The organism is Martinezella hainanensis (assembly GCF_900094555.1).
GTDB classification, from domain to species: Bacteria; Pseudomonadota; Alphaproteobacteria; order Rhizobiales; family Rhizobiaceae; genus Rhizobium; species Rhizobium hainanense.
The window spans coordinates 1033543-1059665 of sequence record NZ_FMAC01000001.1; the positions used below are offsets into that span (position 1 = coordinate 1033543).

At 60.5% G+C, this 26123-nt stretch carries 32 protein-coding genes; 21 read left to right on the top strand and 11 right to left on the bottom strand.

Annotation, left to right across the window (positions count from 1 at the left end; genetic code table 11):
* The first annotated feature begins 116 nt into the window (after positions 1–116).
* The gene (locus GA0061100_RS05025) at positions 117–1034 is read left to right on the top strand and encodes a PhzF family phenazine biosynthesis protein (protein WP_075851578.1); all 918 of its coding nucleotides are present in this window, start codon (positions 117–119) and stop codon (positions 1032–1034) included.
* A gap of 49 nt (positions 1035–1083) precedes the next feature.
* On the opposite strand, the gene GA0061100_RS34800 is transcribed toward GA0061100_RS05025, so the two are convergent.
* Positions 1084–1245, bottom strand: a complete 162-nt coding sequence (locus GA0061100_RS34800; RefSeq protein ID WP_167459809.1) for a hypothetical protein — start codon at positions 1243–1245, stop codon at positions 1084–1086.
* Positions 1246–1473: 228 nt separating this feature from the next.
* Here GA0061100_RS34800 and GA0061100_RS05030 point away from each other — a divergent pair, with 228 nt between their 5' ends.
* The 4 genes from GA0061100_RS05030 to GA0061100_RS05045 all read left to right on the top strand — a co-directional run bounded on the left by GA0061100_RS05030 (position 1474) and on the right by GA0061100_RS05045 (position 6088).
* Positions 1474–2748 carry an MFS transporter gene (locus tag GA0061100_RS05030; protein ID WP_075851579.1) on the top strand — a complete coding sequence of 425 codons (1275 nt, stop codon included), beginning with the start codon at positions 1474–1476 and terminating at the stop codon, positions 2746–2748.
* A 29-nt stretch (positions 2749–2777) separates the two neighbouring features.
* A complete protein-coding gene (locus GA0061100_RS05035) occupies positions 2778–2969 on the top strand; it encodes a DUF1192 domain-containing protein (protein WP_075851580.1) in 192 nt (63 codons plus the stop codon).
* Positions 2970–3353: 384 nt separating this feature from the next.
* Positions 3354–3869, top strand: coding sequence for a protease adaptor protein RcdA (gene rcdA / locus GA0061100_RS05040; RefSeq protein ID WP_047629085.1), 516 nt, complete (start codon positions 3354–3356; stop codon positions 3867–3869).
* Between the two features lie 278 nt (positions 3870–4147).
* Positions 4148–6088, top strand: coding sequence for an elongation factor G (locus GA0061100_RS05045; protein WP_075851581.1), 1941 nt, complete (start codon positions 4148–4150; stop codon positions 6086–6088).
* A 74-nt stretch (positions 6089–6162) separates the two neighbouring features.
* Here the strand turns inward: GA0061100_RS05045 and rpmE are convergent, their stop codons facing one another.
* Positions 6163–6384, bottom strand: a complete 222-nt coding sequence (gene rpmE, locus GA0061100_RS05050) for a 50S ribosomal protein L31 (RefSeq protein WP_034503571.1) — start codon at positions 6382–6384, stop codon at positions 6163–6165.
* Positions 6385–6558: 174 nt separating this feature from the next.
* On the opposite strand from rpmE, the gene GA0061100_RS05055 reads away from it, so the two are divergent.
* The 4 genes from GA0061100_RS05055 (at position 6559) to GA0061100_RS05070 (ending at position 10515) form a co-directional block, all read left to right on the top strand.
* Positions 6559–8379: an ABC transporter transmembrane domain-containing protein gene (locus GA0061100_RS05055; protein ID WP_425298669.1), complete on the top strand. Its 1821-nt coding sequence runs from the start codon at positions 6559–6561 to the stop codon at positions 8377–8379.
* Between the two features lie 108 nt (positions 8380–8487).
* Positions 8488–8676: a YegP family protein gene (locus GA0061100_RS05060; RefSeq protein WP_068400257.1), complete on the top strand. Its 189-nt coding sequence runs from the start codon at positions 8488–8490 to the stop codon at positions 8674–8676.
* Between the two features lie 247 nt (positions 8677–8923).
* Positions 8924–9262 (top strand): YciI family protein, encoded by a 339-nt coding sequence (locus GA0061100_RS05065; protein ID WP_075851908.1) that lies wholly within the window; start codon positions 8924–8926, stop codon positions 9260–9262.
* Positions 9263–9267: 5 nt separating this feature from the next.
* Positions 9268–10515 carry an RNA polymerase sigma factor gene (locus tag GA0061100_RS05070; RefSeq protein WP_075851583.1) on the top strand — a complete coding sequence of 416 codons (1248 nt, stop codon included), beginning with the start codon at positions 9268–9270 and terminating at the stop codon, positions 10513–10515.
* 4 nt (positions 10516–10519) lie between these two features.
* Here the strand turns inward: GA0061100_RS05070 and GA0061100_RS05075 are convergent, their stop codons facing one another.
* The 5 genes from GA0061100_RS05075 to GA0061100_RS05095 form a co-directional block, all read right to left on the bottom strand.
* Complete coding sequence (locus GA0061100_RS05075) at positions 10520–11551, bottom strand: peptidoglycan -binding protein (protein WP_075851584.1); 1032 nt, start codon at positions 11549–11551, stop codon at positions 10520–10522.
* A 3-nt stretch (positions 11552–11554) separates the two neighbouring features.
* Complete coding sequence (locus tag GA0061100_RS05080) at positions 11555–12598, bottom strand: flagellar motor protein MotA (RefSeq protein ID WP_075851585.1); 1044 nt, start codon at positions 12596–12598, stop codon at positions 11555–11557.
* Positions 12599–12733: 135 nt separating this feature from the next.
* Complete coding sequence (locus GA0061100_RS05085) at positions 12734–13534, bottom strand: inositol monophosphatase family protein (RefSeq protein ID WP_075851586.1); 801 nt, start codon at positions 13532–13534, stop codon at positions 12734–12736.
* Between the two features lie 190 nt (positions 13535–13724).
* Complete coding sequence (locus GA0061100_RS05090; protein WP_075851587.1) at positions 13725–14945, bottom strand: tetratricopeptide repeat protein; 1221 nt, start codon at positions 14943–14945, stop codon at positions 13725–13727.
* 9 nt (positions 14946–14954) lie between these two features.
* A complete protein-coding gene (locus tag GA0061100_RS05095) occupies positions 14955–15608 on the bottom strand; it encodes a thiamine phosphate synthase (RefSeq protein ID WP_075851909.1) in 654 nt (217 codons plus the stop codon).
* A gap of 221 nt (positions 15609–15829) precedes the next feature.
* Here GA0061100_RS05095 and GA0061100_RS05100 point away from each other — a divergent pair, with 221 nt between their 5' ends.
* Entirely contained in the window at positions 15830–16363 is a 534-nt protein-coding gene (locus GA0061100_RS05100) for a tetratricopeptide repeat protein (protein WP_083961271.1), read from the top strand.
* Positions 16364–16438: 75 nt separating this feature from the next.
* Positions 16439–16699: an ArsR/SmtB family transcription factor gene (locus GA0061100_RS05105; protein ID WP_015341040.1), complete on the top strand. Its 261-nt coding sequence runs from the start codon at positions 16439–16441 to the stop codon at positions 16697–16699.
* Between the two features lie 185 nt (positions 16700–16884).
* Here the strand turns inward: GA0061100_RS05105 and GA0061100_RS05110 are convergent, their stop codons facing one another.
* A complete protein-coding gene (locus GA0061100_RS05110; protein WP_075851588.1) occupies positions 16885–17268 on the bottom strand; it encodes an NUDIX hydrolase in 384 nt (127 codons plus the stop codon).
* Positions 17269–17525: 257 nt separating this feature from the next.
* Complete coding sequence (locus GA0061100_RS05115) at positions 17526–17699, bottom strand: YdcH family protein (protein WP_047629072.1); 174 nt, start codon at positions 17697–17699, stop codon at positions 17526–17528.
* Between the two features lie 231 nt (positions 17700–17930).
* Between GA0061100_RS05115 and GA0061100_RS05120 the strand changes: the two genes are divergently transcribed.
* From GA0061100_RS05120 to GA0061100_RS05145, 6 genes are all read left to right on the top strand, one after another.
* The gene (locus GA0061100_RS05120) at positions 17931–18134 is read left to right on the top strand and encodes a YdcH family protein (protein ID WP_075851912.1); all 204 of its coding nucleotides are present in this window, start codon (positions 17931–17933) and stop codon (positions 18132–18134) included.
* Between the two features lie 19 nt (positions 18135–18153).
* A complete protein-coding gene (gene purE / locus GA0061100_RS05125; protein ID WP_075851911.1) occupies positions 18154–18648 on the top strand; it encodes a 5-(carboxyamino)imidazole ribonucleotide mutase in 495 nt (164 codons plus the stop codon).
* Complete coding sequence (locus tag GA0061100_RS05130; RefSeq protein WP_075851589.1) at positions 18645–19703, top strand: 5-(carboxyamino)imidazole ribonucleotide synthase; 1059 nt, start codon at positions 18645–18647, stop codon at positions 19701–19703. Before purE ends, GA0061100_RS05130 begins: the two co-directional genes overlap by 4 nt.
* A gap of 151 nt (positions 19704–19854) precedes the next feature.
* On the top strand, positions 19855–19980 hold the full coding sequence (gene ykgO / locus GA0061100_RS05135; RefSeq protein WP_003582204.1) for a type B 50S ribosomal protein L36: 126 nt from the start codon (positions 19855–19857) through the stop codon (positions 19978–19980).
* 90 nt (positions 19981–20070) lie between these two features.
* On the top strand, positions 20071–20700 hold the full coding sequence (locus tag GA0061100_RS05140; protein ID WP_075851590.1) for a tetratricopeptide repeat protein: 630 nt from the start codon (positions 20071–20073) through the stop codon (positions 20698–20700).
* Positions 20701–20805: 105 nt separating this feature from the next.
* The gene (locus GA0061100_RS05145; RefSeq protein WP_075851591.1) at positions 20806–21855 is read left to right on the top strand and encodes an alpha/beta fold hydrolase; all 1050 of its coding nucleotides are present in this window, start codon (positions 20806–20808) and stop codon (positions 21853–21855) included.
* On the opposite strand, the gene GA0061100_RS05150 is transcribed toward GA0061100_RS05145, so the two are convergent.
* Positions 21834–22775, bottom strand: a complete 942-nt coding sequence (locus GA0061100_RS05150) for a LysR substrate-binding domain-containing protein (RefSeq protein WP_075851592.1) — start codon at positions 22773–22775, stop codon at positions 21834–21836. The genes GA0061100_RS05145 and GA0061100_RS05150 overlap by 22 nt on opposite strands.
* A 111-nt stretch (positions 22776–22886) precedes the next feature.
* Here GA0061100_RS05150 and GA0061100_RS05155 point away from each other — a divergent pair, with 111 nt between their 5' ends.
* The 4 genes from GA0061100_RS05155 to GA0061100_RS05170 all read left to right on the top strand — a co-directional run bounded on the left by GA0061100_RS05155 (position 22887) and on the right by GA0061100_RS05170 (position 25318).
* Positions 22887–23279, top strand: coding sequence for a tautomerase family protein (locus GA0061100_RS05155; RefSeq protein WP_075851593.1), 393 nt, complete (start codon positions 22887–22889; stop codon positions 23277–23279).
* A gap of 5 nt (positions 23280–23284) precedes the next feature.
* Positions 23285–23680 carry a cupin domain-containing protein gene (locus GA0061100_RS05160; protein ID WP_075851594.1) on the top strand — a complete coding sequence of 132 codons (396 nt, stop codon included), beginning with the start codon at positions 23285–23287 and terminating at the stop codon, positions 23678–23680.
* Between the two features lie 3 nt (positions 23681–23683).
* A complete protein-coding gene (locus GA0061100_RS05165; protein ID WP_075851595.1) occupies positions 23684–24256 on the top strand; it encodes a DUF4865 family protein in 573 nt (190 codons plus the stop codon).
* A gap of 90 nt (positions 24257–24346) precedes the next feature.
* A complete protein-coding gene (locus tag GA0061100_RS05170) occupies positions 24347–25318 on the top strand; it encodes a threonine ammonia-lyase (protein ID WP_075851596.1) in 972 nt (323 codons plus the stop codon).
* Positions 25319–25401: 83 nt separating this feature from the next.
* Here GA0061100_RS05170 and GA0061100_RS05175 read toward each other — a convergent pair whose 3' ends face one another.
* Positions 25402–26037, bottom strand: a complete 636-nt coding sequence (locus tag GA0061100_RS05175) for a LysE family translocator (protein WP_075851597.1) — start codon at positions 26035–26037, stop codon at positions 25402–25404.
* Positions 26038–26123 lie beyond the last annotated feature (86 nt).

The window sequence follows — 26123 nt, forward strand, 5'->3', positions numbered from 1 at the left end:
GCGCACTTTTACTGGAATTGCTCCAGTGAACTTGTCACGGGCACAAGTTCCAGCTTTCAGGCTTGGCCGAGCAACGGCTAAATCCTTGCAGATCTACCGAAGCTCTGGGGGCTGCCATGAACACCGTTGCCTATGTCACCATCGACGTCTTCACGTCCGAACGCTTCGTCGGCAATCCGCTGGCGGTCATCCCGGATGCGCGCGGCCTGAGCAGCGATGCGATGCAGAAGATCGCGACCGAGTTCTGCTATTCGGAAACGACTTTCGTGCTACCGCCGGAAAATCCCAGCCACACGGCACGTGTTCGCATCTTCACGCCCACGGCCGAAATCCCGTTTGCCGGTCATCCCAATGTCGGCACCGCTTTCGTTCTCGGCCAGCAGCAAGCGATCTTCGGAAAACCGACAGGCGACAGGCTGATCTTCGAAGAAGAAGCCGGGCTCGTGGAGGTCACTTTGTTGCGCGACGGTGGCGGCGTCTCCGGCGCAAGCATCCGCGCACCGGGCAGGCTTACGATCGGCGAGACCATTGCCGACGATCTGATTGCCGCTTGCGTGCAGATCGATCCGCAATCGATCCACCACACGACCCACGCGCCAGTTTTCGCATCCGTCGGTCTGCCCTTCGCCTTTGCGGAACTGGACAGCCTCGAAACGCTTGGCAAGGCATGGCCGAATGCGGCCGTCTTTGCCGAGGCAGCCGCGCGGCACAAGGAAGACAAGACCGGCTTCTCGCTCTTTCTCTACGTGCGTTCCTCCAAAAACCCGTGGGCTATCCGTGCCCGCATGTTTGCCCCGCTCGACAATGTGACGGAAGACCCGGCGACCGGCAGCGCATCGGCCGCACTCGGCGCCTATCTGACTTCGCTGCTGCCGGCACGGGATGCGGAAATAAAAATCACCATCGAGCAGGGCGTGGAGATGGGAAGACGCAGCGTCATCGGCGTTGATGCCAGGAAATCTGCCGGCACGGTAAATGAAGTCTTGCTGTCAGGCAGCTGCGTCTCGGTCATGCGCGGCGAGATCCTGCTCTAAGGGAGCGGCGTGCGATTGGCCAGGAGCCCGAATCCCGGCCTGAAATGCGCTAAAACGCCTCGTTGATCAGCAGTGCCACCGTCCAGATCGCAAAGGCGAAGATCGCGATCTTCCAGAAATCTGCCCTGCGCTTCAGACCCGGCAGCCCCAAAGGCTTGATGATATGCACCGCCATGGCGAGCAGGAGCAGCAGCGCTATGGCTTTTGTCACGCTATTTTTCCCCCGTTTATGCAAGAGTGAGGGCAGCCGCGACCAAAAACCGCTGCACGGCTTTCGCGATCATGCTCTAATCGTCATAGGACGGACATTTTTCCGCGCCAACAGACTGTTTCTACAGGCCGATAGCGGCAATCCGGGACACAATCAATAGCGAAAACAGGCAGGGCGGGATCCTGTCTTATCGGCTCCCAAAAATGGAGCCGCATGAAGGTGGGGAGCATGAAAAGAAACATATTGCCGGTACTCGCTCTGCTGTTCGGCACGCTATTCCTGTTTACGGGCAACGGCCTGCACAGCCTGCTGCTGCCGGTGCGCGGTACGGCCGAAGGCTATGCGACGACGACGCTCGGCCTGCTCGGCACCACCTGGGCGACCGGCTTCGTGCTCGGCTGCCTGACGGCCCCGAAGCTGGTCAGGCGCATCGGCCATGTCCGTGCCTTTTCGGGCTTCATCTCGGTCATCGCCATCATCGCGCTTTTGACAGGCATCGTCGTCGATGCGACCTGGTGGGTGGTGCTTCGCGCCGTGACCGGCTTCTGCACCGCCGGCACCTCGATGATTATCGAGAGCTGGCTCAACGAGCGCGCCACCAACGAAAGCCGCGGCGCGATCTTCTCGCTCTATATCGGCATCACGCTGATCGGCGCCGTCGCCGGCCAGATGATGGTGCCCTTCGCGGATATCCACACGCCCATCCTCTTCATGATGTGCGGCATCTGCTATTGCGTCGCCATGCTGCCGACGACGCTGTCGACCGCCGCCTCGCCCCAGCCGCTGAAGGCCGTCAGCCTTGACCTCAAGGCGCTCTACCGCAACTCCCCCGTCGCCTCGATCGGCATTCTGCTCGTCGGCATCGCCAACGGCGCCTATGGCACGCTCGGCGCCGTCTTCGGCGCCAATGCCGGCCTCTCCGAGAGCGACATCGCGCTGATGATGAGCTTGACCATCTTTGCCGGCGCCGTCATGCAACTGCCGGCCGGCCGCCTGTCCGATCGCATCGACCGCCGCTACGTGCTGGCGGGCATGGCTGCAATCGCCGCGATCGATGGCATTCTGCTCTTCCTGCTGAAGCCCGGCAGCCCCTTCTTCCTTATTGGCATGGTCGTCGTCTATGGCGCGGTCGCCAACACGCTCTATCCGATCGCCGTTGCCCATGCCAACGACTTCGCCGCGCCGGAGGATTTCGTCAAGGTTTCAGGCGGGCTGCTGCTGCTCTATGGCATCGGCACGATCATCGGCCCGACGCTGAGCGGCCCGGTCATGTCTTCCATCGGCCCCTACTCGCTGTTCTTCGTCACCGCCATCGCCCACGTGCTGATTACCTCCTATTCGATCTTCCGCAGCCGCCGCCGCGCCGCCAAGCCGGCGGGCGATCGTGACGCCTATACGACCATGCCGTCGGCCAACGCACAGATGATCACGCCGGAGAGCATGGCACTCGCGCGAAGCGAGACTTCAAAAAAGGACGATATAACTGTAAATTACGGCACCTGACCCCCTCGCAGAGGGAAGGAGGAGCCGAAATGAGCATTTTCGATGATGATCGTCCCAAGCCGCCGTCCGCCCACGAGATCGGTAGCGATCTATCGCTGCTATCCGTGGACGAGCTGAAGAGCCGCGTCGCATTGCTCCAGGGCGAGATAGCCCGGCTGGAAGAGGAAATCGCCACCAAGGCCTCCGGCCGCAAGGCGGCGGATAGTCTTTTCCGCTTCTGATACTGTGCTCCAAGGCGCTTGGCTGTAGCTCAAAATCTGTGCGGTGCAGTCCTGGATTAAGGCATGCTCAACTGAATATTAAGCTTTACGACATATTACTATGACCATCCAGATTCGCTCTGGACTCAGACAGTTCCTCCACTTGGCGAATTGGTCTGATTTTTCTCCCTGTTTTACCTTGAGAGCCGCTTTTGCGGCTCTTCTTTTTTGTCCTGTATCACGGACCTCGCCGAAACTGTGGAGATTAACCCTTTCTTAAGAATCGCCTTGCGAATTTCAGTTAAAATGACCATCTTAAAGTCATAAAAGCGGATGCCGAAAGCTCTTAGGGACTTGACCGGCTTTTCCTGAACAAAAGTGTTGCGTGAAGCAGGGATTTATTCGATGTCGGAACTTGGGTTGAACACGATCAGCTTTGCTGGCCACGCCGCATCGTCGGCACAGTTCAGGGCACTCTATTCTGAAGGCATGTCGCTGGTCGAGGAAACCGCTGGCTATCTCGATGGCCAGGGCCGCGCCGCTTCCAAGGTTCTGCCGCGCATGGCCTCCGTACTCTACGCCGCCGAATCCATGCGGCTGACCACCCGCCTCATGCAGATGGCTTCCTGGCTGCTGCTGCAGCGCGCCGTCAACAACGGCGAAATGTCGCGCGATCAGGTACTTGCCGAAAAGAACAAGGTTCGCCTCGACGGCTTCAATGTCGACCGCAACGCTCCGGGCTGGAACGATCTTCCGGAATCCTTCCGCGATCTCGTCGAGCGCTCGCTGCGCCTCCAGAACCGCGTCGCCATCCTCGACCGCGAAATCTACCGTCCGACGGAACCCGCAATCGTTCCGGACAACCAGAACAGCGTCAAGGCACAGCTGACCCTGTTGCAGACCGCATTTGGCGGCAACTGAGCCCCACGCTACAAATAATGAATTCGAACCGGTCGTGCCTGGCGCGGCCGGTTTTGTTTTGAGCAATCGTTCTGAGCTCCGAACAAGCCGCACACAGAGTTAAGCCCTGAGTAGAAATCGGGCAAAGCTTGACGGATTCCGCGAAACATCTGTAAAAAAGAGTGCCTGCCTCTCAAACGGGAGACGGGCAAGCCGATATCGAATCCGCGTGGAGGACCCAATGCGCCGACTCACTTCTCACGAAAATCACATCCGAAATTCTGAGAAGATGATGGACCATGCGCACATTGAATCTGGGCATTCTCGCCCATGTAGACGCGGGCAAGACTAGCCTTACGGAACGGCTCCTTTTCGATACCGGCATAATCGACAAACTCGGCAGCGTCGACGCCGGCAGCACACAGACCGACAGTCTCGAACTCGAAAGACAACGCGGCATCACCATCGCAGCGGCGGTGGTGTCGTTCACCATCGGTGACGTGACTGTCAATCTCATCGACACGCCGGGCCACCCGGATTTCATCGCCGAGATCGAACGGATCCTGCAATTGCTCGATGCCGCCGTGGTCGTGGTTTCGGCGGTCGAAGGCGTGCAATCGCAGACCCGCGTGCTCGTCAGAGCATTGCGGCGCCTCGGCATCCCCTTCGTGTTCTTCATCAACAAAGTCGATCGCCTCGGCGCCCGCTATGATGAGGTTCTTGAGGATATTGCGAGCCAGTTGGCGGTTCGTCCGGTCGCCATGTCTGATGTCAGCAACGCCGGTAGCAGCAGGCTCGCCACCGTGGAGGCTGCCGATATCGGAAGCGATCCCCATTTCTCGCGCCTATGCGAAACGCTTTCAGCCAACGACGAGGCTTTGCTGGAGGATTACGTTCTGGACGCGGAACGCCTGACGCGGCAGAGGCTGGAACAGGCCCTTGCCGATCAGGTGGCGAAGTCTCTGATCCATCCGGCATTTGCCGGTGCAGCGACACGGGGCCTCGGCATCCCTGCCCTGATCTCGGCGATCGAAACCCTGTTGCCCAGCCGGCAGCCGAACCCCGACAGCCCGGTTTCCGGGACAATCTTCAAGATCGAACGCGGATGGGGTGGCGAGAAGCTCGCCTATCTCTACATGGCATCGGGCACGATCGGTCTTCGCGACGATATCGAGACGGCGAACGGCTCCGCAAAGGTCAGCAGCCTTCAGCTTTTCCGCGATGGCCGGACAGACAAGGTTGCGCAGATCAGCGCGGGACAGATCGCCAAGGTCGGCGGCCTCCCGAATGCCCGGATCGGCGATTGGATCGGCACCGGAAACTCGCCCTGCACGCTTCGCCATTTCGCGCCGCCCACCTTGGAAACCCGCATCCGCGCCATGCGTCCCTCGGAGAATGCCGCACTCTGGCTGGCCCTCGGCCAACTTGCAGAGCAGGATCCGCTCATCAACCTGCGTGCCAATGAAGAGACGGGCGACATCTATGTCTCGCTTTACGGCGAGGTGCAGAAAGAGGTCATCCAGGCAACCCTCTTAACCGAGTTCGGCCTGGACATCACTTTCGAGGAAAGCACCGTCATCTATGTCGAAAGGCTGGCTGGAACCGGAAGCGCCGTCGAATTGATCTTCAAGGAGCCCAATCCGTTTCTCGCAACGGTCGGCTTGCGCGTCGAGCCTCGGCCGGACGGCGCCGGCAATAGTTTCGCCCTGGAGGTGGAGGTCGGCCAGATGCCCGCAAGCTTCTATCGCGCTGTCGAGGAAGCCACGTTCGAAACGCTGAAGGAGGGTCTCCTGGGATGGCAGATCATCGATTGCCATGTCGCCATGACGGCGGCGCGACAGAGTTCGCCGGCGAGCACGGCGGTGGATTTTCGCAAGCTGACGCCGCTGGTGCTCGCTTCCGCACTGCTGTCAGCCCAAACCATCCTCTGCGAGCCCATCGAGCATTTTCACATTGAGATACCGGCAACGGCGCTCGCCGCCGTGCACAGCCTGCTCGCGAAATCCGGCGCATCGATGAGAAGATCGCTGATCGACGATGGATTGGCGCGGCTGGAAGGTACGGTGTCATCATCGATGATCCAGGCCATCCAAAGGCAATTGCCGGGATTGTCGGCAGGAGCCGGCGTCCTGGATCACGCCTTCGACCATTATGCGCCGCTGTCGGGCCTACGGCATGTGCGGGAGCGCACGGGCGCAAACCCATTCGATCGGGCCGATTATCTGCGGCGCACGCGATGAGGCGCCGCACAATTATATCAACGCAAAAAGCCCGGCCAAGCCGGGCTCTTTTCAAACGGCAAATCGCAATGCGATTAGATGCCGAGACCGCCGAAGCGCTTGTTGAACTTCGAAACGCGGCCGGCACGGTCCATCATCTGCTGGTTGCCGCCGGTCCAAGCCGGATGGGACTTGGAGTCGATTTCGAGGTTCATGACAGCGCCTTCAGAACCCCAGGTCGAGCGGGTTTCATATTCGGTGCCGTCGGTCATGACTACCTTGATCGTGTGGTAGTCGGGATGAATGTTGGCCTTCATAACAATCTTCCTGTCATGCCAGGGTCCATTTGTCGCAAGGCATTGCGGCAACCGAACCGATTGAATAAATGAAGCCGCAGTCCGTTAAAGGCCACGGCTTCCAATTAAGATGGCGTGCCTATACATGAAGGCAGCGGCGATAACAAGGGGCGAAACGTCAAGTCCCTTGCTGATATGGGGATTGGAGACGACTTGTCAGAGACTGGCCAGGCTGAGGAAAAGAAAACCCGTTCAATCCGTCCTCTGGGACGACTGGCGCCATACCTCAGGCGATATCGGGGCATGGTGGCAGGCGCAATCATATCGCTCGTCATCGCCGCCGTCACCTCGCTTGCTCTGCCGGTCGCCGTCCGTCGCATGATCGATCACGGCTTCGATGAGGCCGACCGTGGCCTGATCGACAGCTATTTCGTCGCAATCATGATCATGGCCCTGCTGCTCGCCGCCGCGAGCGCGCTGCGTTACTATTTCGTCATCTCCATCGGCGAGCGCATCGTCTCCGACATGCGCCGCGAAGTCTTCGACCATGTCACGCGGCTGTCGCCGTCCTTCTTTGACGTCAACCAGTCGGGCGAGATCGTCTCGCGGCTGACGGCCGACACGACACAGATCAAGTCCGCGGTCGGCGCTACTGCCTCCGTCGCGCTGCGCAACCTCATCCTCTGTCTCGGCGCCGTGATCATGATGATCGTCACCAGCCCGAAGCTGTCGAGCATCGTTTTGATCGCCATTCCGATCATCGTCCTGCCGCTGGTCAGTTTCGGCCGCTCGGTGCGCAAACGCTCGCGCGCCGCGCAGGAGACGCTGGCGCAGGCATCGGCCTATGCCAACGAGACCATCGCGGCCAACCGCACCATTCAGGCCTATAACGGCGAGGACGCCGCCGCTCAGCGCTATGGCAGCGCCGTCGAGGATGCATATCGGGCGGCGCGCGCGGCGATCAGATCCCGCTCGCTGCTGACGGGCTTCGCCATCGCCATGGTCTTCGGCAGCATTGTCGCGGTTCTCTGGGTCGGTGCGCAGAATGTTCTCGCCGGCACCATGTCGGCCGGCACCCTCGGCCAGTTCCTGCTTTACTCCGTCATCGCCGGCTCTTCGCTCGGTTCCCTGTCGGAAGTCTGGGGCGAACTGTCCCAGGCCGCGGGTGCTGCCGACCGCCTGGGCGAGCTGCTTGCCGAAGTGTCCCCCATTGCCGCCCCCGTCAATCCCCTGCCCTTGCCGCAGCCGCCACAGGGCCGCGTCGAATTCTCCGATGTCCACTTCTCCTACCCGTCGCGACCAAATAGATCGGCTCTGCATGGGCTCTCCTTCTCTGTGAAACCGGGGGAGACCGTCGCGATCGTCGGCGCGTCTGGTGCCGGCAAGAGCACCATCTTTTCGCTGCTGCTGCGCTTCTACGATCCGCAGAAAGGCCACGTCGCTATCGACGGCGTCGATGCGCGCGACGTCCTGCCGGATGCACTGCGTGAGCGCATCGCCATCGTGCCTCAGGACACCACGATCTTTGCCGCCTCCATTCATGACAACATCGCCTTCGGCCGCCCTGGCGCCTCGCGCGACGAAGTGCGTGCCGCCGCGATGGCCGCACAGGCGGATGAATTCATCTCGCGCCTGGAAGAAGGATATGACACTCAGGTCGGCGAGCGCGGGGTGACACTGTCAGGCGGCCAGCGCCAGCGCGTTGCCATTGCCCGCGCCATCCTGAAGAATGCGCCGATCCTCCTGCTTGACGAGGCAACCTCCGCACTCGACGCCGAGAGCGAGACGCTGGTGCAGAAGGCGCTGGAAGGCTTGATGGAGGCCCGTACGACCCTCGTCATCGCCCACCGCCTGGCGACCGTGCTCAAGGCCGACCGCATTCTGGTGCTCGATCAGGGCCGCATCGTCGAGGAAGGCACGCATCAAAGCCTGATCCGCCACGGCGGTATCTACGCCAAGCTTGCGCGCCTGCAATTCGACGCCGGCATCGAGGAACATATGCTGATCGCGAAATAGCGATAACCGGGCAAATCGCGCCAAATACAACCTTGTGGAAATAGTTTCAAAGTTGAGCTAGATTTTCAGCGTTATCCCGCGCTGACGCGATTCTAGGAGACGAGAACCATGTATAAATTTGAAGTCTACAAGGACAAGGCCGGCGAGTTTCGCTTCCGCTTCAAGGCCTCGAACGGCGAAACCATGTTCGGTTCGGAAGGCTATAAGGCGAAAGCCTCGGCCCTGCATGCCATCGAATCGATCAAGGCTCACGTCGGCGGCGCCGTCATCGACGACCAGACCATCGCAACGGCCTAAGACTTCGCGTCAAGTATCCGCTGTAAAGCCATTTCCGGCCGGCTGCCCTTGGGTATGCCGGCCGTTTTGATTTTTGGGCAGCGAATTTCAAAAATCTTTTCGCGAATGTCGAATTCGCCTCGGCTCACGGCTCATTATGTCGAAGCGGCAGGAAGCCGTTTTGCCAGCGGTGTTGTATATTCCGGCATTCAGCTTTGCAGGCACGCCGTCCGGCCATCGTCAAAACTGCAAATGGGAGACTTATCTCATGCAATATGCTTTGATCATCCGTGAATCAGCCGAGGATTTTGAACGTCGCGCCGATCCGACCTATAAGAACGGTTGGATCGCCTACACGCAAGCACTTATCCAGGCCGGCATCATGACGGGAGGCGCGGGATTGACCGCGCCAGAAACGGCAACGGTCGTTCGTCGCCAGGGTGAGGACCATGAGGTAAAGGACGGTCCCTTCCCCGACGGTAAGGAGCAGCTTGGCGGCTTCTATCTGATCGACGTGCCGGATCTCGATGCCGCACTGGAATGGGCTCTGCGCATACCGATCTCCCAGCAAGGCTCGGTCGAGATACGGCCGCGATTGCAGATGTAACCATCATGGCATTGGATGCCCGACGCGCTGCCGAGCAAGCGGCGCGTCAATCCTACGGCAAGCTGATTGCTTTTCTCGCCGCGCGCTTCCGCGACGTGCCGGCAGCCGAGGACGCTTTGTCCGATGCGATCGCGGCAGCGTTGAGTACCTGGCCGGAACGCGGCATCCCCGACAATCCGGAAGCCTGGCTGCTGGTTGCAGCCAAGCGCAACCTCCTTCGCGGGGTCAGGCACGAAAATGTCAGGGCCGGAGCGCGCGACAGGATCATGATGGCCTTCGAAGAAGCGGAGGAACGCATGAATGCCGACAATTCCACTTTTCCGGATGAGCGCCTGAAGCTCCTCTTCGTCTGCGCTCATCCGGCTCTGGATCGTTCGGCTCACACCCCGCTGATGCTGCAATCCGTACTGGCCGTCGATGCCGCAACCATCGCAAAGGCCTTCCTCGTTTCGCCGCAGGCCATGAGCCAGCGGCTGGTGCGGGCGAAAATCAAGATCCGCGACGCACATATTCCTTTTATCGTTCCCGAGCGATCCGTGTTGCCGGACCGATTGGAAAGCGTGCTCTCGGCGATATATGCCGCCTATGGCCTCGGCTGGGACGGGGTCGACGGAGAGATCGGCAAGCAGAGATCCCTGGCGGATGAGGCCATCTGGCTCGGCCGCACTCTGCTTGCGACCCTGCCCCAGGAGCCGGAGGCGGCGGGCTTGTTGTCGCTGATGCTCTACAGCCAGTCCCGTCGTGAAGCACGGCGCGACGCGAATGGACGATATGTCCCTCTCGACCAACAGGAAATGGCCCTTTGGGATGCCGAAATGATCGTGGAAGCCGATAATCTGTTGCGAAAGGCTGGCGCGTTCGGGCGTTTCGGTCCGTTCCAGTGCCAGGCTGCGATCCAATCCGTGCATGCCGACCGGCGACGCTCCGGCGCGACCGACTGGGCTGCTCTGGCCAAGCTCTATGAAGCGCTTGTGATCATGAAGCCGACGGCCGGCGCGCGCGTCGGCCACGCGGCGGTGACGGGCAAAGTGGAAGGTTCTGCTGCGGGGTTGGCTCTCCTTGAGCGGATGGCCGAGCGCGAAATTGTCAACTATCAGCCTTATTGGGCCGTGCGCGCCCACCTGCTCGCCGAGGCTGGAGATGCAGAAAGCGCCTCCAGTGCCTATCGAACCGCAATCGGCCTCAGTGACAGCGAGGCCGTGCGGCAATTCCTGCAGCACCGTCTCGATCTCATCTCGCCGAAGATCGGTTGAGCGACTACTTTTCAGTCAGTTTCAGCTCGATACGGCGATTGGTGGCGCGTGCATCCGGCGTATCGCCGGGAGCGATCGGCTGGAATTCACCGAAGCCGGCGGCAACGAGCCTGTCGGCGGGAACGCCCTGTGAGATCAGGAATTTGACGACAGCGATGGCGCGTGCGGATGACAGCGCCCAGTTGTCGGGATAACGGCCAGTTCCCGAAAGCGGAACATTGTCCGTATGGCCGTCGACGCGCAGCACCCAATTGATCTCAGGCGGAATTTCCTTGGCGAGATCAATGAGAGCCGCCGCAAGCTTGGTCATCTCCGCCTGTCCCGCCGGATTGAGATCGGCAGCGCCGGAAGGAAACAGCACTTCGGACTGGAAGACGAAGCGGTCGCCGACGATGCGGATATTGTCGCGGTCCGAAAGGATTTCGCGCAAGCGACCGAAGAAGTCGGAACGATAGCGGTTCAGCTCCTGCACCCGTTGCGCCAGCGCGACGTTCAGCCGGCGGCCGAGATCGGCGATCTTCACCTGTGAGGACTGGTCCTTGGCCTCCGATGCCTGAAGAGCAGCCTCCACGGCGGCAATCTGGCTGCGCAAGGCGGCAATCTGCTGGTTGAGGAGATCAACCTGGCTCATTGCCCGCGCGCTCACCTGCTTCTGCGCGTCGAGCTCCTGCGAAAGCGAGCCGGCGCGCTGTTCCGCCGCCTGGCTGTTGCCGGAACCCGCGGCGAGCAATGCCTGCAGCCGCGAGCGTTCGCTTTCCGCCGATGACAGCGACGCCTGCAGATTGGCGACGGCGTCTTCAAGATCCTGTTTGCCGCTCTTTTCCAGCGCCAGTTGCTGCACCAGGTCGTTGATGCGGCTGTTGAGGCGATTGAGCACCTCGTCACGCCCGGAAATTTCGCGACTGAGAATGAACTGGCCGACGACGAATACCGTCAGCAGGAACATGATCGCCATGAGCAGCGTGGACAGCGCATCAACAAAGCCTGGCCAATAGTCGACGCTTCTCTGATGGCGTCGGTTGCGGGCGAGCGCCATGGCTTACTTGCTCCCGGTCTTCTCGGTGTGGCCGATCCGGTCCGCAAGACGATCGAGCGTGCGGCGCATCGATTTGGCCTCTTCCTGCTGCGCCTCGATCCAGTCGCGCAGCATCTGCTGCTCGTTGCGCATATTCTTGACCAGGCCCTGAATGCCTTCGGCAAGGTTGGCCATGGCCGTCACCGAGCGCTGACCGCCGCCCTCGTCGGCAATCTTGCGCAGATAGTCCGACAATGCCCGCACGTCTTCCGAGGAGGCGCCCGCCGCGCCTTCAATGACCGGGGCGATGTCGGAACCGACATCCGTCACCGAGGAAAGCCAGTTTTCGAGCTCAGTATAGAAGCGGTTCTGAGCGCGGCCGGCCTGCAGATCGAGAAAGCCGAGAATCAGGGACCCGGAAAGACCGAGCAGCGAGGAGGAGAAGGCCGTGCCCATGCCGACCAGCGGGCCGGAAAGACCGGATTTGAGGGCGCTCAGAATATCGCCGCTATCACCGGTGCCGGCATCGAGGCCCTGGATGACGTCATTGATCGAGCCGATGGTGCCGATCAGGCCCCAGAAGGTGCCGAGCAGGCCGAGGAAGACGAGAAGCCCGATGAGATAGCGCGACGTATCGCGCGATTCGTCGAGGCGCGTTGCAATTGAATCGAGGATCGAGCGCAGCGTCGCCGTGGAAAGCTGCATGGCGCGGCGGTTGCCGAGCAGCGCCCGCATCGGCGCCAAGAGCCGCGGATTGCGACCGACCTTGTCCGCATTGCCGACGGCACGGAAATGATTGAACCAGCGAACCTCCGGCCTCAGCATCAGCACGTGATTGAAGACGAGCAGGATTCCGACGACCAGAACGCCGACGATCAGACCGTTGAGGCCAGGATTGTGCAGGAAGGCGACCTGCGCCTGGCGGAACAGAATGGCCACGATGAAGCCGACGATGACCAGGAAAAGAACCATCGTCCAGAAGAAGGCCATCGGGCTTGAAAGCTTATAGGCATAATTGCCCGATACGTTGTCGGTCGATCCGAGATCCGACAGATTCACATTTTCCATCACACGCTCCGACACCGCATCTTCCGCAGGCGGAGACTAGAGCAACATTGTGCCGAATTGAAGAGACGGAAAGCACAAAACAGTCCATTGGCAACAGACTGTTTTGTCATTCGAAAAAGCGAACGGAGGAATGGCTTACTTCGTCGGGATCGGCCGCTTAACCACTTCGGCGAGTGCCTTCTGAATATGCTCGTTGCCGCAGATGATCGAATTGGTGCCGAGCATGTCGGTACCGCCATGGAAATCCGAAACGAAACCACCGGCTTCGCGGATCAGCAGAATGCCGGCTGCGATGTCCCAGGGAAACAGGCCAGTTTCCCAGAAGCCGTCGAAGCGACCGGCGGCGACATAAGCTAGATCGAGCGATGCGGAGCCGAGACGGCGCACACCGGCAACTTCACCCATGACATGGCGCAGCTCGACAAGGAACTTGCCGTGATTGCCGCGGCCAAGATGCGGAACGCCGCAGCCGATGACGCTATCCGACAGCACGCGGCGCGAGGCGACACGCAGGCGGCGATCGTTGAGGAATGCGCCGCCGCCACGCTCGGTCGTATAGAGTTCGTCGGTCGCCGGATTGAAGATGACGCCGGCAACGATCTCGTCATTGCGCTCGAGCGCGATCGAGACGGAGAACAGCGGAATACCGTGCAGGAAGTTGGTGGTGCCGTCGAGCGGATCGACGATCCAGCGATGCGCGCCGTCCGTGCCCTTGACCTCTTCGCCCTCCTCGCCGAGGAAACCGTAGGTGGGGCGTGCCTTCATCAGCTCGTCGCGGATGATCTTCTGCGCCTTCAGATCCGCCTGGCTGACGAAATCGCCCGGTCCCTTCACCGAAACCTGCAGGTTCTGCACTTCGCCGAAATCGCGGCTGAGCGACTTGCCTGCCTTGAGGGCAGCCTGAACCATGACATTGAGAAGAGCAGAACGGGCCATCGGGTTTCCTTGGATAATGCAGAAAGCGCTGATCGGGCCTGAAAGCAGGCCCCGACGGAGCGGGAGCGTCAGCGGAAATAAAGATTGGCGGCCTCAAGACCATAAAATCGCGGGAATTTCAAGTGGTGAGGCTATGGCAGGCGCAAACTGACGTCAGATCCGCTCTGATCGGGTTGAATTCGACTCTCTATTAGCGCGCGCGCCGATACTTGTTGGCGGCGTCGATGGCCGCCTTCTGCTGATAATCCTCGATCCCCTGATAAAAGTCCTCAAGCTCGGGATCTTTCAGGCCGGCGCGGCGAGAAATGACGTACCAGGTGGCTGCAGCCACCGGGTCCTGCTTCGTACCAATGGCATTGATGTAAAGGTGCGCCAGCTTGTTTTGCGCAACGACATTGCCGCGATAGGCGGCAACTCGCATCCAGTTGAAGCCGTTTTCCAGATCCTGATCGCCGCCGGTGCCGTTGATCAGCCAGATGCCCATATCGAGCTGTGCGGTATCGAAGCCGGCATTGGCGGCACGCGACAGCCATTCCCGCGCTCGCGCCTTCTTTTCCGGCGGCAAGTCGGGAAGGTTCAGATAGAGCTGCGACACGGCGTACTGCGCGTCGGCAATGCCCTGCTCGGCGGACTTCTCATAATAAGGAAGTGCCATCTGCAGGCCCTTCAGACCGGGATTTTCGGCCGTCAGCATCTGAGCCACGTTGAATTCCGCCGAAGGCTGCCCGGCTTCGGCCGCCTTCTTCATCCATTCGTCGGCCTTCTTCTGATCGCGGGGCACATCGCGCCCTTCCATCAGGATCAGCGCATATTTGAACATCGACGTGGGATCGCCGCCCTCTGCCGCCTTGCTGTACCAGAAGGCCGCATCCTTGGTATCGCGCTTGACCCCCAGTCCCTGCGCCATCAACTCCGCAATCAGGGTCTGCGCGGCCGGATCGCCAAGCTGCGCCCGCGGCAATGCCTTCTGAAAAGCGGTCAGGTAATAGCCGCGCTGGAAGGCGCCATAGGCATCGTCCACCTTGCCGGCGAAGGGCTTTTCCGGCGGCAGGTCGGGCAGGTTCGCCCCCATGCGCTCGAAAACGCCGACACCCTGGGATGGCTTGATGTCACTATCGGCTTTCGGCTCCGCGCCCGGCTGGATCTTTTCGGTCTTGAAGGTGCCGGCATCGGCCCCCAGGGGACGCGTCATGACATTATCGTTGTGCTGCGGCGCATCCGGCACAGTTGTATCGTCATCGGATTGTGCGTTGTCATCAGGCCGCGCACCCTTGTCCGCCGGCCGCGAAACACCCGGCAACGCTGTATCGCCGCTGCCCGATTGCGCTGCAGCCAGCAATGGAAATGCGGCAAGCCCGGCTGCAAGCACGGCAAGGAAGGATCGATGGCGGAATCGAGGCGCTGACGACATGAATCGCTATCAATCCTCAAACCGTGGCGCTTTTTCGTCCAGAAGCGCATTCACTTCCGCAACGATCGAGGGGGCTGCCGCAGGATCGGCAAAGACCGCCTTGTGCAGCGCGACGAACTCGGCACCCGTCAACGCGACGTCCAGCGCCGACTTCGGATCGGTGCCGCCCATGACGATGCAAGGAATTTCGATCATCGAGGCCCACCATTCGCCGAGCGCCAGGTTTTTCGGATGCGCCTCGGGCTTGATGTCGCCGTCGAGCTTGCCGAAGAAGATATAGTCCGGCCGCAGTTCGCCTATCTCCAGCGCGCCATGCCTGTCGGCTGCGCTGCCGCCGCCAACGATCAGCTTCGGCACGAATTTTTCCACGGCTTCGGTAAGCTCGGTGATATTGCCGGCAATATGCAGCCCATCGGCCTTGGCACGGCCCGCCACGCGGCTGTCGCCGGCAATCAACGCTGCCGCACCGGCGGCCTGAATGACCGGCACAAGCTTTTCGGCATGTTTCTGAAAGGTCCCGTCGTCAAGGCCATACTGGGGAATGATCACCGAAGCGACGTCCCCACCCCTTAAGGCATCGGCCACCGCCGTCACCCGCTGCTCGATATCGGCAACGTCGGGAACGATGAGAACGAGGCGGCAACGGTCTTCGGGCACGGTCATGCGAGCTTCCATATTTGCGTTCATTTATCAGGGATGGCGCACCCATTCGATGCTTGTGAGTAAATCCGTTAGAACTCGCTGACAAGAGGAAACAGACGCTGACCCACGCACGGCCTGTCCGAAAGTTGAAGACTGCCGCCGACGCAACCCTGAGGGTGGCGTTCGCAATCCAACCCAAATAAAGCTGAGGAACTGCTGATGGCTCGCGAGGAAAAATTGCGATGAACCAAATGAAATCAGGGCGCATGATAGCGGCATTGGTAATGAGCATTGCACTTTGCACTGCTCACACCGCGGCCTCGGCCGATCCGGATGAAGCGTTTACCGCCTATCTGAAATCCGACTACGCAACAGCCTTCAAACTCTATCATGATAGAGCGCTCAACGGCGACGTGGCCGCGCAAGGCATGCTCGGAAGCCTCTATGCTTACGGACGTGGAGTAAAACAGGACGACGCGCAGGCAGTCTATTGGTTTCAGAAACTTGCAGATCAGGGCATTGCGAAAGGGCAATTCGCCCTTGGGGAAATGTATCTCACCGGTCGCGGCGTGCCCCAGGATTACAAGAGAGCTGCCCAATTGTTCCGCAGTGCTGCGGCGCAAGGCGAGCCACTTTCCGCATTTTGGCTCGGCAAGCTATATGAACAGGGACAGGGAGTGCCCAAAGACCCACCGCAAGCCGCCTATTGGAAAAAGAAATCCGACGAGAACATGACCGATTTTTCCAATGTCTTGCCTCCGCAGCTACAAAAATAGGATGTAACGGACGCTAGTTATCATGCAGCGCACAATTAACTTGCCGCTCTTTGGTCTTTGACGTAGCTTTCCGCCATGTCGACCATGGACCCTTTCGCAGCCATCGCGGACCCGAACCGGCGTCATTTGCTGGAAGAGTTGCGCCGCGCACCCAAGACGGTCAACGAACTGGCGCAGGGCCTGCCAATCAGCCGCCCGGCGGTTTCGCAGCATCTCAAGGCGCTGCTCGACAGCAACCTCGTTTCCGTCACCAATGAAGGCACGAAGCGCATCTACGCGGTCAACAGCCGCGGCTTCGACAAGCTGAATTTGTGGCTGGATCAGTTCTGGTCCTGAACAGGCCCTTCGCCTTTGCGGCATTCTGGAAATGGCGACGGCATGACAGCACGAACAGCGGTTTTGGCCTGCCGCTCCTCGAGCTAGAGCAATTCCAGGAAAAGTGCGTAGCGGTTTTCCGTCCGGAATTACGTAGAAACAAAAGGATAGAGCGTTTTCGCGATTCAAAGAAAAGCGGAAAGGCTCTAATCCGGTGATAAAAACGACATGACTTCTGGATGGGCCAATGGCGCGACGAGACTAGCACCGTCCAATGCCACCCATGCCAAATCGGTATGTTCGTCTCCGATCAATCTGGGCAATCCATCGGACCAGCCTGTGACCTCATATAAATGATAGGTGGTTTCGTATCGGCTATCTTTGAAGAAGCCCAAATAGCGGAAGATGACAGGTGTAACGCCGACCTCTTCGCGGGCCTCTCTGATCAACGTGGCAACGATAGGCTCATCCGCCTCGACATGGCCGCCAACCAAATCCCAATGTCCCGGATAATGCTGCTTGTTTGCGGCGCGACGCGCCATCAAAACCCGGCCGCTCTCGATGAACGCCGCCAGCACGATTGTCGTCATGATATCATCCCGGCACCTCGAATTTCGGCACCTTGCAAGATTTGCCGGGTGACCACGGCGAGCCGAGAGTCATCTTCGACGATACTAGCATAAGATGGGGAAAATTGCGCCAACCCCTACTTTCGACGCTATGACGCTGGCGCATCCGTTTTGACGGAAATGCTCATTGATCCTGGCTGGGAATTGCCTCAAGACCTTTCGATCTGCCTCTCTTGCCCCCAAGATCGATGGCTTTTTTGAACTTTGGAAGCGTTGCCTCAGTGAACGGAGGAACGCAGACGCTGGATTTCGTCCTTGACGCGCAGTTTCCTGCGTTTGATGTCGGCTATTTCCGTATCATTGCTAGAGGGAGATGACATTGCCAGATGCAGCGCCTCCTCGAGCGCGACATGTTTCTTTTCGAGCGATTCAAGATGAGCTTGAACAGTCATATGACCCTTCCTTCCTCTTTAAGGGCCCTGACCATCCATTCGCCAAGGCCCTAGGTGTCAACCCTCCCACTGTGCCACAATATCCGGCCATTGTCGAAGGCGAAAACGTGGCCTATAGGCGGCAAATTCGTGATGAAGGATAACTTCCCGTTACCGCCATTTGGTGATAGGAGCTTGCGGAATTCAGGAGGCGGAACGAACACGATTCCGCGATATGCTGGGGAAATGAACATGGCCGATCAGGAACAGGCGGAAATCAGGCTGATCGTGGCGCGGCTGCGCCAGGAACACGAGGATTATGATGCCGCAATCAATGCCATGATCCAGACGGGCTGCGATGCCCTTCGTATCCAGCGCATGAAGAAGAAGAAGCTCGTCATCAAGGACAAGCTTACCAAGCTGGAAGACCAGATCATCCCCGATATCATAGCCTGAGGAGCACAAGGCAACGATGATGACCGAAAGACCGCCTGTCGCCATCATCATGGGAAGCCAGTCCGACTGGGAGACCATGAAGAATGCCGCGGACACCTTGGAAGCGCTTGAAATCACCTATGATGCGCGCATCATTTCCGCTCATCGTACGCCGGACAGGCTGATGAACTTCGCCAAGGGCGCAAAGGACGAGGGCTTCAAGGTCATCATCGCCGGCGCCGGCGGCGCAGCGCACCTGCCGGGCATGGCGGCTTCGATGACGCCGCTGCCGGTCTTCGGCGTGCCGGTGCAATCCCGCGCGCTCTCCGGGCAGGACAGCCTTCTCTCGATCGTGCAGATGCCGGCGGGCATTCCTGTCGGCACGCTTGCGATCGGCAAGGCCGGCGCGGTCAACGCCGCCCTTCTTGCCGCTGCCGTCCTCGCTCTCGGCGACGAAGAGATCGCCGACCGGCTCGATGAATGGCGCGCGCGCCAGAGCGCGGCAGTCGCCGAATATCCGATGGACGACCTATGAACGTGAAGACGATCGGCATCATCGGCGGCGGCCAACTCGGCCGCATGCTGGCCATGGCGGCTGCACGCCTGAACTTCCGCACCGTCATCCTCGAACCGCAGGTCGATTGCCCGGCCGCCCATGTCGCCAACGCGCAGATCGTCGCCGCCTATGATGATGCAGCTGCGCTTGCCGAGCTGGCGAAGCGCTGCGATGTCGTGACCTATGAGTTCGAAAACGTCCCCGTGGCCGCCGCTGAGGATCTTGCCTTGCAGGTAACGGTCTATCCGCCACCCAAGGCGCTGGAAATGGCGCAGGACCGGCTGACCGAAAAGAGCTTCATCAACGGCTGTAGCATTCCGACGGCCCGCTTCCATGCCGTCGACAGCCAGGCCGATCTCGAAACGGCGCTTGCCGATTTCGGTGGGCAAGGCGTGCTGAAGACCCGCCGCCTCGGCTATGACGGCAAAGGCCAGCGCGTTTATCGCTCCGCCGCCGACAGCGCCGAGGGCGGCTATGCAGCCTTGGGAAGCGTGCCCCTCATTCTCGAAAGCTTCGTATCCTTCGAGCGCGAGATTTCGATCATCGCTGCGCGAGGAAGCGACGGGAAGGTCGCCTGCTACGATCCGGCAGAGAACGTCCATCGCAACGGCATTCTCCACACATCGACGCTGCCGGCGAGCATTTCGGAGCAGACTGCCGCCGAGGCCAGGAAAGCTGCGGAAAAGATATTGACGGCGCTCGGCTATGTCGGCGTCATCGGCATCGAGTTCTTCGTGCTTGCCGATGGCAGCCTGATCGCCAACGAAATGGCGCCGCGCGTCCATAATTCCGGTCACTGGACGGAAGCCGCCTGCGTCATCTCGCAATTCGAGCAGCATATCCGCGCCGTCGCCGGCCTGCCGCTCGGAAATCCTGATCGCCATTCGGATTGTGTCATGACGAATCTGATCGGCGACGACATCCTGGCGCTGCCGGAGTGGCTGCGCCTTGACGACACGCTGGTGCATCTTTATGGCAAGACCGAAGCACGATCAGGCCGCAAGATGGGCCATGTTACACAGCTTCTACGCTGAGAGCAGCGGGAAAAAGCCCTGACATGGTTGACAGCGCACGGTCGACAGGGTATTTGCTCCCCACCCTAAAGAGCGCGCCATGAGCGCGCTTTTGATTGTTAAAGACCCGGGCGAATGTGACATTCCCCCTCAGAGATCGCGGATCAGAAAAATGAAGATCAAGAATTCGCTCAAGTCGCTCAAGGCGCGCCACCGTGACAACCGTCTCGTCCGCCGCAAGGGCCGCATCTACATCATCAACAAGCTGAACCCGCGCTACAAGGCTCGTCAGGGCTGATATAGCGCGTGGCTCAGATCCCATGGATCGGGCCTCAGTTTTAGTTGATCGCATCAAATTTGGTTTGATCTTCGACATTGGCGGGCTACTATGCCCGCCATGCGCGTTTTTGCTTTGTCATATATAGCCCTGCCGATTCTGCTTGCTCTGACTGCCTCCGCACCCCATGCGGCACTGGCTGATGAGCCGAACCCTGTGGAAAAGCAGAGTCCCGGCGATTCCTCAGGCACCCTGTCGCCCAAGCAGCAGCTCGACAATCTGTTCACCGCGCTGAAACGGCAGCGTGATCCCGACCAGGCAAGCCTGATTGCGGATCAGATCAATGCCCAGCTTGGCGATTCCGGCAGCGCCACCATCAATCTCCTGATGCAATGGGCCGACAAGGCCATTCAGGACAAGCGCAATGCCGCCGCCATGGACTATCTCGATCAAGTGATCTCGCTGAAGCCCGACTATGTCGAAGGCTGGAACCGGCGCGCTACGCTCAATTTCGCCATTGGTGATTATCGCAAGTCGATGGAAGACATCAATCAGGTTCTGCGAATCGAGCCGCGCCATTTCGGCGCGCTGGCCGGCATGGCGGCGATCCTGACCGAAAGCGGCAACGACGCACAGGCTCTCAGGGTCTGGGACCGCTTTCTGGAAGTCTACCCGGCGAATCGATCGGCTCAGGAGGAGGCGGCCAAGCTGTCGGAAAAGATTGCCGGCAGCCGCACCTGATTTTTGCAACCGCCGCTTCCCACAACGCAGAAACCGCACCCCATGGGGTGAAAAGTCACAACAATGCGCTAGATTAGTGGCTTAAGATATTTGATCCGTGCCGCAATGATCGATTCTCTGTTCGCCGTCGTCGCTCTCCTTGTCATTCTCGCCGCAGGCTTTTCCGCCTACAAAACTCGTGCCATCGAGCAGGCCTATCCCAATATTGGCGAACTTACCGATATCGGCGGCTATCGCCTCAACGCCGTGCATCTGCCGCGCCCCAGGACCGCGGATCTACCCACGCTGGTTTTCATCCACGGCGCCAGCGGCAATCTGCGCGATCAGCTCGCAGCCTTCGCAGCACCTTTAAGCGGCCGCGCCGAAATGCTGTTCGTCGATCGTCCCGGTCACGGCTATTCCGAACGCGGGGCTGCCGAAAACGCCCTTCCCTCCGGTCAGGCCGACGCCATTGCCCGGCTGATGGACAAGCGCGGCATCAAGCACGCCATTATCGTCGGCCACTCCTTCGGCGGCGCGATTGCGGCCGCCTTCGGCATGCGCCATCCCGATAAGACCAAGGGCTTGCTCTTTCTCGCACCGGCTACCCATCCCTGGCCCGGTGGCGTCGACTGGTACTATACACTGGCCGCCACGCCCGTCTTCGGCTGGCTCTTCACCCAGCTTTTCGTCATCCCGCTCGGCTTGCGCCGGGTCGAGACCGGCACGCTCAGCATCTTCCACCCGAATGCGCGACCGGCGGACTACATCATGAAGACAGCACCGGAACTGGTGCTGCGGCCGCAGACCTTCCGCAACAACGCCATCGACGTGGTCAATCTCTTTGCCTATGTCTCCGCCCATGCGCCGCGCTACAGCGAGATCAAAGCCCCCACGATCATCATCACCGGCGACAGCGACGATGTGGTGCTGGAGGAATTGCACTCGCGCGGACTTGCGCGGGATATCGCAGGCGCCGAACTCGTTACCATCCGCAATCTCGGTCACAAGCCGGATTATGTGACGACGGATGTTGCGATTGCAGCCATGGAGCAACTGGCAGGCCATCCGCGCGATCTGCAAGTGCTTGCGGCACAGGCGGAAATCCGCATCGCCAGCCTGACGGAAAAGCCAGTCGAGTCCAATACCGTCTCTCAGGCGGTCACGACATCGTAGTCGGGCACGCCCTCGAAGACCCGGCTCTTCGGCACGGCTTCGATCGTCTGTCGCACCGCCTGCAGCATGATCGAAGCCAAGCGTTCCGTTGCCGGGCTCGCCTCCGCCTCGGCGCGATGCAGCACGAGATCGAGCTTCGGCAAGGCCGGCAGGCCCGCCTCGCCCGACGTCAATTGCCGTACCTTTGGCGGCAGGCCGAGCGGCGTGCGCAGCGCCAGGCCGAGGCCGGCCGCCGTGGCCGCCCACAGACCCCCGAGGCTCGGGCTGACAAAGGATATCCGCCAGCCGATGCCAGCGCGATCGAGCGTCTTCGTGGCGATGTTGCGCAGTAGGCACGGTGCTTCGAGCGAAGCCAGAGGCATGACCTCGCCGCCATCGGCGTGCCATTGCACCACACCATTCGCCGGACCAACCCAGCAGAGCGGCACCTCGGCGATACGATCGGTATACGCAGTGCGAAAGCCGTCACTCCAGGCAAGCGCCAGATCGAGTTTGCCCGATGTCACCCGCTCCACGAGCTCCACATTACGCACCACGCGCGCCTCGATACGCACCTTGGGATGCGCGCGGGCGAAGCGACCCAATACTTCCGGCAACAGCGTCTCCCCGAAATCCTCCTGCAAGCCGAGCCGCACCCAACCTTCCAGCTCCGTCCCGTGCAGCGCGGTCGCCGCCTCGTCATTCAGGTCCAGCAGCCGCCGTGCATAGCCAAGCATGGTCTCGCCGGCCTCCGTCAGTGCCAGCCCCCGCCCCGCCTTGCGGAAAATCGGCATGCCCGCCTGTTCCTCCAGCTTCTTCAACTGGGCGCTGATGGCCGAGGTCGAACGCCCAAGCCTGTCGGCCGCCTTGGCATAGCTGCCGAGATCCATGCCGGTAACGAAGCTGCGCAGCACATCGAGATCGAAGATGACCTTTCGCATAAGTAATCATCCATATTTTTAGGACTATTTATCCTGAATTATCTGATTTTCAGGATGATTATCTGCTGGCATTCTATGATCGTCAAGAGACACGAAAACAGGAGCAATCCCATGCCATTCACCCGCATCACCCTTCTGCGCGGCAAGTCACCGGAATATCTGAAGGCACTGTCCGACAACTTTCACCGCGCCCTGGTCGAAGCCTTCGAGGTGCCGCCGACAGATCGCTTCCAGTCCATTCACCAGTTGGAGCCGCATGAGCTTATCTTCGATCGCACCTATTTCGCCAGCAAGCCGCGTTCGGACGATTATGTTTTCTTCGACGTCACGATTGGCAAGCCGCGCAGCACGGAAGTCAAGAAGGCTTTCTATCGCCGCGTTGCCGAGCTTCTTGCAGACGCCCCCGGTGTCCGCCCCGAAGACATCATGATCACCATCACTACGGCGACACGCGAGGACTGGTCCTTCTCCGACGGTCGCGCGCAGATGATCGAACAGGTCTGAGAGCGATGCCACAGACCACATCGACCCGAACGCCGGCCATACATCGCGCCGGCACGAACATGCGGCCATCGCCGGAAGGCATCGCAACTGCCTCTTTCCTGGTGGAGTCGCTCGTGGAAAGCACTGAAAACGGCGACCTCACAGCCATGCGCTGTGCGCTGGAACCCGGCGTGATGACGCGCTGGCATACACATCCGCATGGACAGATCCTCTATGTTCTGTCCGGTGTCGGGCTTGCCGAACGCTTCGGCGGCCCGGCGGAGGAGTTGCGTGCCGGCGACTGCATCAGCTTCGCACCGAACGAGCGCCATCGGCACGGTGCGGCGCCGGAGAATGCCTTTTCCTATATCAGCATCCAGGCGGCGCAGGATGGAAGCGCCGTAACTTGGCTGGAGGAATGACCGATGATCGCCATGCAATATAATTTCCCCCTCCCCGCGGATTACGACATGGCGATCATTGATCGCCGCATCCGCGAAAAAGGCCCGCTGCTCGACAATCTCCCAGGCCTGAAGTTCAAGGCCTACCTCACGGCAAGAAAGGGCGACGCCATCACAGGGAGCCGGCAGAATTTCTATTCCCCCTTCTACGTCTGGCAGCAGGAGGAAGGCCTCAGCGACTTCGTTTGCGGCCCCAGCTTCCTCGCCCTGACCGAGAACTTCGGCCGTCCTCAGATCAATACCTGGATCGCCTGGCACGCGGAGACATCTGCGGACATTCGCCGCGCCAAATTCGCCACGCGCGAGGTGGTCGCAATCGACACGGAAACATCGCTTGCCGAACTCCGCGCGAACGAGACCGAGGCAGCGGCACAGGCCATACCGAACGGCGAAGCGCTCGCCTCGGTCGCTGCCTTCGAGCCGACCCACTGGACGCTGGTGCGTTTCCGTCTGCTGGCCGAGCCGCCGAAAGATCCGGCCCGATCCGGTCTGCAGACCTACAATGTCGGACACCTCTCGCTGCCAGGCGTCGCCTGAAATGTCATGGAGACAATCTCCTTGTTTTAAAGGAAAGGCGGGCGCTTTATGGATGGAAAGTCTTCCTGAATCCGAAGAGTGATCCCCCCAATGGTCGATATCGCAATGATCGAAGCCGCGCGCACTCGCCTCGGCGGCCGGGCGCGCCGCACGCCGCTTCTGTCCTCGCCCTTTCTCGATGAGATTGCCGGCCGCCGCCTGTTCGTGAAGGCCGAGTGCTTGCAGCATTCCGGCTCCTTCAAGTTTCGCGGCGGCTGGTCTGCCGTCTCCGCGCTGGAGCCGACCGTGCGTGCCAGAGGCGTCATCGCCTTCTCCTCCGGCAACCATGCGCAGGGCGTGGCATTGGCCGCAAAGCTGCACGGCGTGCCCTCGGTCATCATCATGCCGACGGACGCGCCGAAGCTGAAGATCGCCAATACCCGCGCCTTCGGCGCCGAGGTCGTGCTCTATGACCGCATCAAGGAAGATCGCGACGAGATTGGTGCCCGTATTTCCAGGGAGCGCGGCCTGACCCTCATAAAGCCCTTCGACGAGCCGCAGGTTATTGCCGGCCAGGGAACGACGGGGCTGGAGATCGCCGAACAGGCGGCCGAGGAAGGCATTACGGCCGCAAGCGTCCTTGTCCCCTGCGGCGGCGGCGGCCTGACCTCGGGTATCGCTCTCGCACTCGAATCCCGCGCGCCGGGCCTGAAGGCGCGCCCGTGCGAGCCGGAAAATTTCGACGACACCACTCGCTCACTGGCCTCTGGCAAGATCGAGCGCAATGCCGCACTGCAAGGCTCGATCTGCGACGCCATCATCACGCCGCAGCCCGGCAACATCACTTTCCCGATTCTCAAGCGCCTCTGCGGCCCCGGCCTCGTCGTCTCGGATGAGGAGGCGCAAAAGGCCATGGCGCTTGCCTTCACTCGGCTGAAGATCGTCGTGGAGCCGGGCGGCGCCGTCGCGCTGGCGGCAGCACTCTTCCACGGCAAGGACATCGACGGCGACACGGTGATCGCCGTCACATCAGGGGGCAATGTCGACAGGGAAGTTTTCGAGGCGGCGCTAAGCCGCCACTAAAGCAATTTCAGGACAAGTGCGGAGCGGTTTTCCGTCCCGAATTGGGCAAGACACAGGGGCGGAGCGGAGCGCCCGCTCCGCCTTCAGTTGACGGCGCGACGATAGAGCGCCAGCGATCCGGCAAGTGCTAAAAGCGCGCCGCCACAGGCGCGTTCGAGCCATTTCGCCCCTTCCGACTTCAGAACGCGCACGGCCTGCGAGCCAAAGACCGCGTAGCCGAACATGATCATGAAATCGAGCGCCGCAAAGATCGCGCCCAGAACGACATATTGCTGCATCTGCGGCGCTGACGGATCGATGAACTGCGGCAGGAAAGCCGAGAAGAAGAGATAGCCCTTGGGATTGGTGACGGCGACCATGAAGCTCTTCAGGCCAATGGAGAAGGTGGTTCCCCTCGATTGGCTTGCGCTCGCCTGCAGGGCGCCGTCAATCGTTCCCTTCGAACGCAGCATCATGATGCCAAGAAAAGCGAGATAGGCCGCACCCACCCATTTCAGGGCCGAGAACCAGAATTCGGAGGCCGCCAGCAGAGCACCAAGACCGATGGCGACGGCGCTGATCAGCACCGCATCGGAGAGGACCGCACCAACCATGCCCGGCAAGGCGCGCCTGACGCCGAAGCGCGAGCCGTTGGTGAGCGCCAGAAGCACGGTCGGCCCCGGCGTTGCGATACCAATGAAGGAAACGGCGGCAAAGGCGAGCAGCGTGGTCAGATGCATGGGGGTCCCTCCTCTGGAAGGGAGGAAGTTTGCATGTGGCGGAGTGGTTAGCAAGGGGGGTCTTCTTCCAGCCTGCCGCACCTCTG